The sequence below is a fragment of the Bacillus sp. AFS040349 genome (genome assembly GCF_002577655.1).
Taxonomy (GTDB): domain Bacteria; phylum Bacillota; class Bacilli; order Bacillales; family Bacillaceae; genus Metabacillus.
Genome location: NZ_NUMC01000054.1, coordinates 1 through 10,776, shown reverse-complemented (window position 1 = coordinate 10,776; position 10,776 = coordinate 1). Strand labels below are relative to the sequence as shown.

General features: G+C 35.8%; 5 protein-coding genes and 2 pseudogenes. 1 reads left to right on the top strand and 6 read right to left on the bottom strand.

Translation table 11 applies throughout. The annotated features are described in order from the left end of the window. Positions 1 to 14: 14 nt before the first annotated feature. From COD11_RS12875 to COD11_RS12860, 4 genes are all read right to left on the bottom strand, one after another. Positions 15 to 206: a hypothetical protein gene (locus COD11_RS12875; protein WP_098797311.1), complete on the bottom strand. Its 192-nt coding sequence runs from the start codon at positions 204 to 206 to the stop codon at positions 15 to 17. Between the two features lie 78 nt (positions 207 to 284). Beyond that, positions 285 to 1,604: an ABC transporter substrate-binding protein gene (locus COD11_RS12870; RefSeq protein WP_098797310.1), complete on the bottom strand. Its 1,320-nt coding sequence runs from the start codon at positions 1,602 to 1,604 to the stop codon at positions 285 to 287. Positions 1,605 to 1,813: 209 nt separating this feature from the next. Continuing rightward, on the bottom strand, positions 1,814 to 2,857 hold the full coding sequence (locus COD11_RS12865; RefSeq protein ID WP_098797309.1) for a LacI family DNA-binding transcriptional regulator: 1,044 nt from the start codon (positions 2,855 to 2,857) through the stop codon (positions 1,814 to 1,816). A gap of 394 nt (positions 2,858 to 3,251) precedes the next feature. Continuing rightward, positions 3,252 to 4,124: a TetR/AcrR family transcriptional regulator gene (locus COD11_RS12860; protein WP_098797308.1), complete on the bottom strand. Its 873-nt coding sequence runs from the start codon at positions 4,122 to 4,124 to the stop codon at positions 3,252 to 3,254. A gap of 185 nt (positions 4,125 to 4,309) precedes the next feature. On the opposite strand from COD11_RS12860, the pseudogene COD11_RS12855 reads away from it, so the two are divergent. Continuing rightward, positions 4,310 to 5,854, top strand: a pseudogene (locus COD11_RS12855) (DHA2 family efflux MFS transporter permease subunit). An 86-nt stretch (positions 5,855 to 5,940) separates the two neighbouring features. On the opposite strand, the pseudogene COD11_RS12850 reads toward COD11_RS12855, so the two are convergent. After that, positions 5,941 to 9,683 (bottom strand): annotated as a pseudogene (locus COD11_RS12850) (alpha-L-arabinofuranosidase C-terminal domain-containing protein). Between the two features lie 208 nt (positions 9,684 to 9,891). Then, complete coding sequence (locus tag COD11_RS12845) at positions 9,892 to 10,455, bottom strand: DUF4256 domain-containing protein (protein WP_098797307.1); 564 nt, start codon at positions 10,453 to 10,455, stop codon at positions 9,892 to 9,894. Positions 10,456 to 10,776: the final 321 nt, after the last annotated feature.

The window sequence follows — 10,776 nt, the reverse complement described above, 5'->3', positions numbered from 1 at the left end:
CGTTAGCTTGACATTTACATACTGCTTTTCAATGAGCCTGATATGAGCCAAACAAATGGTACAATAAACGCTAACGAAAATAGAATCAAAATCAAGTATACTGCTAACTTATTAAGCTTTTTATTCATTTTCCTTAGTGTGGTTGCTTGCTGTTGATTAGGGTGAACGTCACGTTGATGATTTGTTTCAGCCGCTGGAAGTGTCATAATTCAATGTCTCCCTCCTTACCGTTTTTAAAAAAGCACCGGATTTTGAGTTAGTTAGCAAAATCCGGTTGCTCTACTTTACTTTTTCTCTAAAGTTTCTTGTAATTTATCCTGTGCCTTTTGAAGAAGCTGTGCAGGATCATCATGATTATAGATCACACCATCTCGTATACTAGTTAGTTCATCACCCATCTCACTTGCTACAGATGTGAGAGCAGGATGACCTGAATCTGGGGATGCAGCAACCTTTAGAACGGTATCATATACTGGATCATTTTCCCATTCAATCGCATCTGATTTTTCTTTCCATATGGAAATGGATCGCCAAATATTAATGTTATCCGCTAAGACTTTGTCTTGGTTTCCATATAAAGCAAAGTTAATAGCGGCTTGTGGATTTTTTGCTCCTTTTGGTACAAAAAAGACGTTTGTTCCAAACACACTAGAATCTTTTCTTCCATCTGGTGGGCTAGGAATTGGTGCTACTTTATATTTGGTATCTGGAGAATAAATTTTCAACGCATTTGCAAACCAGTTTCCATTCACAGTCATGGCTACTTTTCCTTTCATGAATGGATGGTCTGGAGAAAATGCCCCACCAAATCCAGAAGTGAAAGATTTAATTTTCTCTGGATCATATTTCTTCGCATAAGTGTCCATCCATGTAAATGCCTCAACCATAGGCTGCTCATTCAATGTGACTTTTTTCGCGTCTGTGTCATACATAGTCGCACCAAACGCCCATGGCCATGTGTACGGATCTTCACCTGCATCAATCCAAGGAATAAACCCTAACGTCTCGAAACTTCCATCATCTTTTACTTTCGTCAAAGCTTCAGCAGCCTTATCAAGCTCTTCAATTGTCTGTGGTGGGTTATCAGGATCTAGTCCTGCTGCTTCAAACATGTCAACATTATAGTAGAGTAAGTTTACATTGGAATCTTGTGGAAGAATATATGTTTTTCCATCAGATGATTTCATTAAATCTTTGAATCCATCTAAAACACTATTTTCATCAAAACCTGCTTCCTTTAAATAATCATCCAGTGGTTCTAAAGCACCTTGAGCTGCTAGACTATAAGCAAGTTGATAGTCATTTCCATCTCCTAATACTAAGTCCGGTGGATTTCCTCCAGATATCGCCGATAACAGCTTTCCATTTGTTATACCGTCTGGAACATATACAGCATTCACCTTTGCTCCTTCTTCTGCTTCATATGCTGCAATTCGGTCTTTATCCCATTTTTCAGAATCTCCTCCCCACGGATACCAGTATGTAAATTCTTTGGAGTTTTCGTTAGATGTTGATGAAGAGGAAGAATCTGAACTCGAACAACCTGAAAGGACTAAAATAAAGACAAGTAACGAAATAAAACTCATTGAGACGATTTTCTTCATGACTAAACCCCCTATTTTATGAAAAAATTTCCCCCAGACATTGCAAAAGTGACATTGTTTACAAGAAAATTATGTTTCTCCAGTAAACACCCCCTTTAAAGGTTTTTGTAAACGCGCGTTTATTTTTGTGTGTAGTTACTACTTTATACAAAGATAGAGTCCTCGCTAATCAAAAAGTAAACGCATACATTTATTAGCAAGGAAGAGGATTAAAGAGTAATGCATGACTCTCTTTCAATCAACTCAGAACCCATTACCACTTTAATCCCCTCTTTATTATCTTGTTCAATTGTGGTGATCACATCTTGAGTAAGTCTTTGCATCATTCCAGTAAAATCTGCTTTAAACGTTGTTAATGGGGGATGATATAACTGACTTAACACGTGATCATCAATACCAATAATGGATACATCTGATGGTACTTGGATCTTTTTTTCGTTAAGAGCTCGAATGGCCCCGAATGCAATGCTATCATTTGCTGCAAAAAACGCAGACGGCAATTCAGGGTTTGTGTTTAAGAAATTTTTCATTGTTGTATAGCCACTTGTACTGCTGAAGTCAGATTGTAAAATCCATTCTTTTCTAATCGGTAAACCATGTTTCTTCATCGCTTTAAGATAGCCTTCATGTCGGGCTAATCCGGCGTGCCTTTTAATATCACCATTGATAATGCCTATCATCTGATGATTTAAACTAACTAAGTAGTCAACTGCTTTCATAGCACCACTTTCATTATCAAAACTATAAACAATACGATTTGGTTCATTTCGGCCTGGTAAATCTTGATCAACAATTCCGATAATAAACCCTTCTGCAATCAGTTCCTCAATGAAAGGTTCATGATTATCAGCACCCATAAAAATACCCGCATCAATTCGATTTTGATAAAAAACGGTTTTGATTCGTTCGATATTTTTGGGAGATTTGCAGTCTTGTATTATATTGGTTAATACATAATAATCTTGAGACGATGCTTCTTCTATCACACTAGTAATTAGAGTATTGCTTGTTGGATCACTCGAAACACTGCCTTTATCAATAATAAATAATCCAATATTCCTCATGTTTTTGCCTGCAAGAACTTGCGCAGACATATCTGGGAAGTAATTATATTCTTTAATAACTTTCATTACTTTTTCCTTTGTTTCTGGTGGAACACTTTTGTAATTGTTTATGACTCTACTTACAGTACTTCTGGAAACACCTGCAAGTTGAGCAATTTGTGTGCTGTTAATTTTATTGTTTCTTTTCAATGTCTTTCCCTTCTCTCGTGAACACGCGTTTATTAATTGCTTTTATTCTACCTCCATAAATCATGGGTGTCAACAAACAGTTTTAATTTTCTGAAACTTAATTTGAACGCGCTTTCAGTATCTAATTTTACAATAATAAACTTTTACTCTATATTAAAAATAAACCTCAATAAAAATCTTAGAGTAACAACGTTCTAACAGCCTTTCACTATTTTCCCCCATAATTTTTATCAAAATATATTTTATGAAAATAGTAACTTCAAACTTATTAAATTCAATTTAAGATACATGAAAAGTAATTAAAAGCAAATAAGTATTCGATTGAATGTGCATAGAGGGTATTAGGCTGTGAAATAAGATTTGAATGATTAAAAACGGGACAGTTCACCTGTCCCTATGTCCCTTTTATAAACTTTTCTAGTGTTTGGAGTTCTTCTGTTTGTGCAATTTGTTCGTTTGCTTTTATGTTATCGAGAGAGATTGCGATTAGGTGTTGTCTTGGATGTTTTGCCTCTGTTATTTCTTCTTGTATGAATTCTAGAAGCTCCGTGTATTTTTCATGGTTCTCTACAGCCTGGATTATTTTCTTCAAGTCTGAAATAGTTTGAATTAGTAATTCTTGTGAATATTTACTGTTATTTTTATCTCCTATTAGCCTTTCAACTAGTTCAGGGTTAAATAATTGCTCTTGCCTTTCAGATACTTCATCAACGATTGATTTCATTCTCTGAACACTATATCTTACAACAAAATCATAATCACGGTTTGATTCATAAGCTAATGAGTAATACCTCATGTTTTGCTGTAAAATCCCCAAAAACATAATCGCACAATCTAATAGAAAAGGTTGTTTTTCTTTCCCATATAACTCAATAAACCTCTTGTACGTCCATCGTATCGTTAGCCATTGTCCCTTTTTAATCGCTTGGTTTAATTCCTCATCCTTAATGAACGTAACTTCCTCAAGGAGTTTTAAGAGATTATTTTTTCGGTTTATTTCCATATGAAGCTTTACTTGATCTATAAAGATTTCAAGATCAGCTGGGTCTTTTCCAATTAATAAGGAGCTTCTCTCTTCTTCAATTCTTTTATAAATAGATGAAAAAATAGCAATTAATAATTCATTTTTTGAGGAAAAATAATTATAGAATGTTCCTTTAGAAATATTACTGAATTCTAAAATATCTTGTATGGATGTTGCTTGAAATCCTTTTTCAATAAATAATTGATGCGCTTTTTTAATCACTCGTATTTTTCGTTCATTCATTTTATCACCTTTTAGAAAACAAAAATAATTACATCTTTTTTATCCTATCTTAATTATTGAGATTACACAAACACAGAAAAACATAAAAACATTTTTATAGACAAAAATAGATTAGATGTAATAAGATATAGTCTATGTGAACAAACGGTTCAACTATTTATACTGATTGTATAGGAGAGGAAAGTATGGAACAAACAGGTAATAAACAACAAGAACAACGACCACCATATGGCCTATTAGCTGTATTAATGGTTGCTGCATTCATAGCGTTTTTAAATAATACACTATTGAATATTGCCCTACCATCAATTATGAACGATTTAAAGGTTGAGGCTTCAACCGTTCAATGGCTAACAACTGGATATATGCTAGTGAATGGAATTTTAATTCCAACAACAGCTTTTTTAATTTAAAAATATTCCGTGCGAAAGCTCTTTATCGCTGCGCTAGGCTTATTTTTAACTGGAACAATTTTAGCTGGAGTTGCTCATGAATTTTCAATCCTACTAATAGGAAGAATGACGCAAGCATCAGGCTCAGCAATTTTAATGCCACTATTAATGAATGTGATGCTAGTAAGCTTTCCTGTTGAAAAACGAGGAGCAGCAATGGGAGTATTCGGGCTGATACTAATGGGAGCTCCAGCAATTGGACCAACATTGTCAGGCTGGCTTGTAGAACATTATAATTGGAGAATGTTATTCCACTTTGTTACACCAATCGCAGTAATTGTGTTCTTATTAGGTATTTTCTTAATTAAAGATAAAAAGGAAACCGTAAATATTACTTTGGATTACTTTTCTGTGGTTCTCTCAAGCGTAGGATTTGGGGGGTTACTTTACGGATTTAGTTCTGCAGGAAGCAAAGGCTGGGACAGTCCATATGTTTATGGAACAATCACAGCTGGAGTGATTGGCTTAGCATGGTTTATCTTAAGACAAATTAGACAAGAAAAGCCAATGTTGAACTTTAAAATATTCAAATACCCTATGTATGCACTGTCCGTGTCTATTTCAATGGTTGTAACGATGGCCATGTTTTCTGGGATGCTTTTATTGCCTATTTATACACAAAACTTACGTGGTATCACACCATTTGATGCTGGGTTAATGTTATTGCCAGGTGCCATTATGATGGCAGTCATGTCACCTATTAACGGCAGACTTTTTGATAAATATGGTGGCCGTGTTTTAGCAATTATAGGCTTAACTATTACTGTTATAACAAGCTACTTCTTTAGTCAGCTAACACTAGAAACAACATACACAAATTTAGTCATTCTTTACACAGTTCGTATGTTCGGTATGTCTATGGTTATGATGCCGGTATCAACAAATGGTTTAAATCAATTACCTGCAAAGTATTACCCACATGGAACGGCGATGAACAACACACTTCAACAAGTCTCAGGTGCAATTGGTACCGCACTTCTTGTTACAGCCATGTCTAATCGTGCTGAAACAAGAGGTCAAGAGCTGGCTGAAGAAGCAACAAAAAATGCTAGTAGCATGACAACACAACCAACAGCTGAGCAAATTGCCCAAATGAAACAACAAATCATGATGCAATCAACATTAGACGGTATTAACTTTGCTTTCTATATTTCTGTATTTATTGCTGCACTTGCCCTTTTCTTAGCATTCTTCATTAAGAGAGCGAAGCAAGCAGATGATATTATCGAAAGCAAAGAAGCGATGAAGGCTATGCCGAAGTTGGCAGATAACAATTGATTAGAAGAGAGGATTGTTCCTCTCTTTTTTTGAACAAAAAAGAGGATAGATGCTCTTAGGTGGAACATCAAATCCTCTGATACTGTTTATATTTTATCTAATACAATGATATTAACTGAATTTGCTGCTAACGTAACAACGGTAGAGTGATCATCAATTCTAATGGTTGATTCAAATGGCACAACCTTCTCAGCGTTCTTTTTGTTAACATTTGGTGTGTGAACAAGAGATTCATCTCCTGTCACTGTTACCATTTTTCCTTCAGCCGCTACATGGATGTCCTTAAATGAAATCTTCGTTGTTTTTTCGAACGGATCAGCATTTACTAATTTAACATAAACATGTTGATCATCTTTTGTAACCGAGTTGAAAATATCTCTGTTGTAGGCTTCTAACTTGTAATCTAGCACCTTACTTGTAAACGTTCCATCTGTGTATGAGCATATAAGGCGGTCCCCTGTTTCACCGCCATATTGAACGGAAATAGTGTATGGAGTATGATCTGTCAGCTCTTCATAGCAACTTGATCGCAAATTTCCAGCTGCTGTACTTGATGAGTAGTCACCTAGCATATACCCTTGAACGCCCTCTTTATAAACTTTCACACCAGTAGCATTTCCGTTATAACCTACAGCATATTCTAGAACATTCTTTTTCTCAGGAGAAATATCTGTAAGACCTACCCCAACATAAAAACCGTCGGAACCACCAGCTTTTGTTGCATTCACTTCAACTCTATAGTCACTCCACCTTTCGTTTATGATATATAACCCGTTTAATCCACCATTTTGAGCCTGTAAAACCAGCCCTTTATCGGAGTCAATTTTATAACCAATTGATCCAGGGATGATTTCCCACTCAGCATTCAATTCTTTTGTGAAGTCCTGGTCTAGTAGTATTTTTTCACTCTTATTTTCTATCACTCTTACACTCTTAACATGAACATCAGCATTACCAGCAGCTATTTCAATACCACCACGTGGCGTGAGCTCTGTTAGATTTCCATTTTTGTAAGCTGAAAACGAAGTACCAAGCAATTTATTTCCAATATATTTGGCAAACAAATGTTGAACATAGTAGTTCGGCGTGTACCAGACACTTTCAACGTCAAACCAAATCAAATCTGGTGTCCAGCGATATGTTCCATCAGTTAACACTTTGTTAAATAACGGTGCATAAGCAGCTAATCTTACCACATCTGAATTCTTTTCAAACCCTGTCATAATGGCTGCTTCAGCAATCGCTCCTGCTAATGTATTTTTATCTGTTGAAGCAAATTCTCCAACAAATACCTTCGAGGTCTCTCTCTCATCAAGACTTCCGTCCGGCTGATAAGCTCTATAATAATAATTGTATCGATCAGCATTGTTTAACAAATACTCATTAGAACGATAATAATGTTCGTCTGCTATTGTGTCCATATAGTTCGGTTGTTTTTCATACCAAGTAACTGTTTCCTCTGTTACCGTCTTACCGTCTGTAAAATTCACGGTTGCAGATCCAGATCCAGATAGATTCCCACTTAAAAACTCCCATCCTTCTTGATAAGCATCATCATCAGCTTGTGCCCCAACAGTCGAAAGAATGTGCAATTCATAACCTGGATAATGCTTGTCCATATATTCATCAATAGCCGCTTTAAAGTATTCAAAGTTCGTAAAAAACTCCGTACCCCAGTTTTCATTTCCAACACCTAAATAATGAAGATCAAACGGTGCTTCATGACCCATACTTTTACGCAAAGCCGCCCACTCATTCTCTTCAAAATCAGTACTAATTGCAAAATCAATTAAATCTGTAAAACTTTTAACAAATGTATCTCTAAGCNNCCCCCAGCAGGATGGACATAATCCGAACGAGCCTGACAAAGTACACCACAAGCCATAACAGGTAATGGTGTTGCATTAAGGTCTTCAGCTAACTGGAAATATTCCATATACCCTAACCCCATCGTCATCATATAACCCCATACATTGAAGTTTTCTTTCCGTACCTCTATATCACCTACAGAGTCTTTCCATTCATATACATTATCCCAAATATAGGAGCCTTCAGATATACATCCTCCAGGAAAACGAAGAAATGTAGGATGTAAGTCTACTAGAGCATTCACTAAATCTTTTCTTAATCGATAATTCGGATTTCCCTTATAATTTGAATGGGCCGTAGTTGATCGTTCTTCATCTCCAGCTCCCCAAACATCTCTTGGCATTAAAGAAACCATATCGATAGAAATCTCGCCATTAAAGGTTAAAGCAAGCTGACCTAGAACGGTTTTGCTACCAGTTAAAGCAATTTTGGAATCAACACCGTATTTCTTCCAAGTGTTACCGCTTTCTATTTGGACTGTTATACTATCACTAATCCCCTCACCATCCTGATCTTGTAGCTGCAGTGTAATGGATCCTCCATTTTCAGCTTTAGCCCAAATGGTAAAATCATATAAATTCTCTTTTCTAATAAACATTGCACAATGATTGTTAGAATCAGTAAATCCTCTATTAGTTATCGTGCTACCACTCGGTACGGTTATATAATGAGAGTTCACATCTTGGCTGGTAATCCCAAAGAATTCGTTTAGACCTCCAGTATTGTAAACGATTACGTTTTCAATATCACCAAACCAAGCATGAAGTGGTTCATGGTTTCTACCCGAAGAGCAGCCACATTCACCTGAAGCATGAGAATAGGTATCGAAAACAAATGACTCAAATGAGCGATTTTGAACAAGCTCCGCATAAATACCGCCATCTGCTGCATTGTTAATATCTTCATAAAACAATCCATATAATGTTTTGCTAATATCTAAAACTTCTTGGCTTCCGTCAATGGTAAGATGGTGAGATGGAACCCCTTTAGGAAGTACTGACACAGAAAAATCTTTTTCAGTCGTGTCATCTCCTATGTTTAATATGGCTGTTAATGTCACACCTTTTGGAATGTCAACGTCTCCTACTATACCTTCATTTGATAACACAGCTTCTTCACTTGACTTCCAAGTTACAGAAACTTTCCCACCCATAAGTGATGATGGTAAAGAAACATCCTTTGTAACAACTGTGATTGGAAAAGATAAATATTTGTCCTTAGCGAGTTGAACAATTTCACGACCTGTAAGAGATTCACACATAACCTCATTTACTTCATCTTGCGTTAAACCGGCTTTATAAACGCGAAAATCTGTTAAAGAACCATTAAAATCCGGGTCGACTTCATGCTGTGAACGTCCAATAAAATTATTGCCGTAGCCTGCTGGATTTGAAAACGTTTCAAACCAGTTCCGTAATTTTTTATATGTACCACTCGAAGTTTGGCTAATAGATCCATCTGCAGCTACTTCACCATTTACGTATATAACAGGTCCGGCGCTGCTCAATGTCCCACCTTCTGTTCCTTTTACCGACATTGCAACATGTAACCATTCTCCCGAAGAGTAAGTTCTTCCCGCATCTGCCACAAGATCTCCGTCTGAAAAACACACACCGCGTAAATTTCGTGATAAGAAAAGGTACGGTCCAGATGAATTTTCACCAAAATCAAAAAGCCTCTCCCATACATTTGTACCTTTTCTTAAGTAAACCCAAGTAGAGACAGTAATTCCTGTTAAATCGTTTATATCCTTTAGAAAACCAACTGGAAGTTTCATAAAAGAAGAACCATGTTCTCCTCCTGCAAGCGTTATCGCTAATCTTCCACCTACGGATTCTATTATTGGTTTTGATGTTCCTTCTGGTGTTGCATGATTCCCAAAACCAGAGAGATCTTTTCCGATATTTTCTGCATCATTAAAACCATAATGAGTAATAAGTCTATTTTTAATTTCTGTCATGGATACTCTCCTTTGCTGAACTATTACTTTTTATTTGAAGAAAAACTTAAATAACATGTACTTACAACATTGTTAGATGATACACTAACCTTGTACTTACAACTTTATTATAATAGGTATCAAGGGAAATCCCAACATATTTTTAAAATTATTAAAAAAAGACCAGTATCTCTACTGATCTTTACTCCTCTAGAAGACTTTATAGATTTTATACTCTTAGCGACCCACGAAAACCTCTAGCAGCATAATACGAGTCTGCACCATTGTGGTACACAAACACGTGTCCGTACCGAAAATCACAAAATAGTGCTCCACCTAGTTTTCTAATATCAGCTGGTGTTTGCACCCAACTCGATGTTTTCATATCGAACTTTCCAAGCTTCTGCAACTCTCGATATTGATCTTCAGTTAATAGTTCGATTCCCATAGAAGTCGCCATATTAATAGCGCTATTTTCAGGTTTATGTTTCTTTCTAGACTCTAGCGCTTCTTGGTCATAACAAACACTTCTACGGCCTTTAGGGCTTTCTTGTGAACAATCAATAAAAATGTATTCATTCGTCTCTTCATCAAAACCAACAACATCAGGCTCACCTTCAGTTTTTTCCATTTCATTGAGTGACCATAGTTTTTCGGTATTTTCAGCCAGTTTTGCTTGAATTTTACCCCATTCAAGGCCTTTATGACGATTCATATTTTTCTCAAAACGGTCTTTTAATACTTTGAGTAACAACTCTTCACTTTGTTCTAATAACAACTCTTTTTTTGTCATGGTAGCTCCCACCTTATTATATTATTTTTAATAGTTTGATTAAATACTCTATTGCTCTAAATGAATTATTTGAAAATTTCAAGTAACTTCAGTTTACATTAATTGTTTTTATTAAGTAAATCCATTACTCAAAATCGAAAATAAAAAAGAACTAACCCAACTTGGATTAGTTCTTCGATATGTTTTTTAAAAATATGTAAAATTTAATAGAAAAAAAGACTGAAACTATTCACTCGGCTTTTTCCTATACTATTGATAGCGCTAACTCTTTAGCCACTTGAATAATCTCTCATACAATAAGAATGGCTCCGCAGGTAGGAC

Bases quoted from the DNA above. Each gene is read 5' to 3' on its own strand.
- COD11_RS12870 (WP_098797310.1), bottom strand. From the start codon at position 1,604: ATGAAGAAAATCGTCTCAATGAGTTTTATTTCGTTACTTGTCTTTATT.
- COD11_RS12845 (WP_098797307.1), bottom strand. From the start codon at position 10,455: ATGACAAAAAAAGAGTTGTTATTAGAACAAAGTGAAGAGTTGTTACTC.
- COD11_RS12860 (WP_098797308.1), bottom strand. From the start codon at position 4,124: ATGAATGAACGAAAAATACGAGTGATTAAAAAAGCGCATCAATTATTT.
- COD11_RS12875 (WP_098797311.1), bottom strand. From the start codon at position 206: ATGACACTTCCAGCGGCTGAAACAAATCATCAACGTGACGTTCACCCT.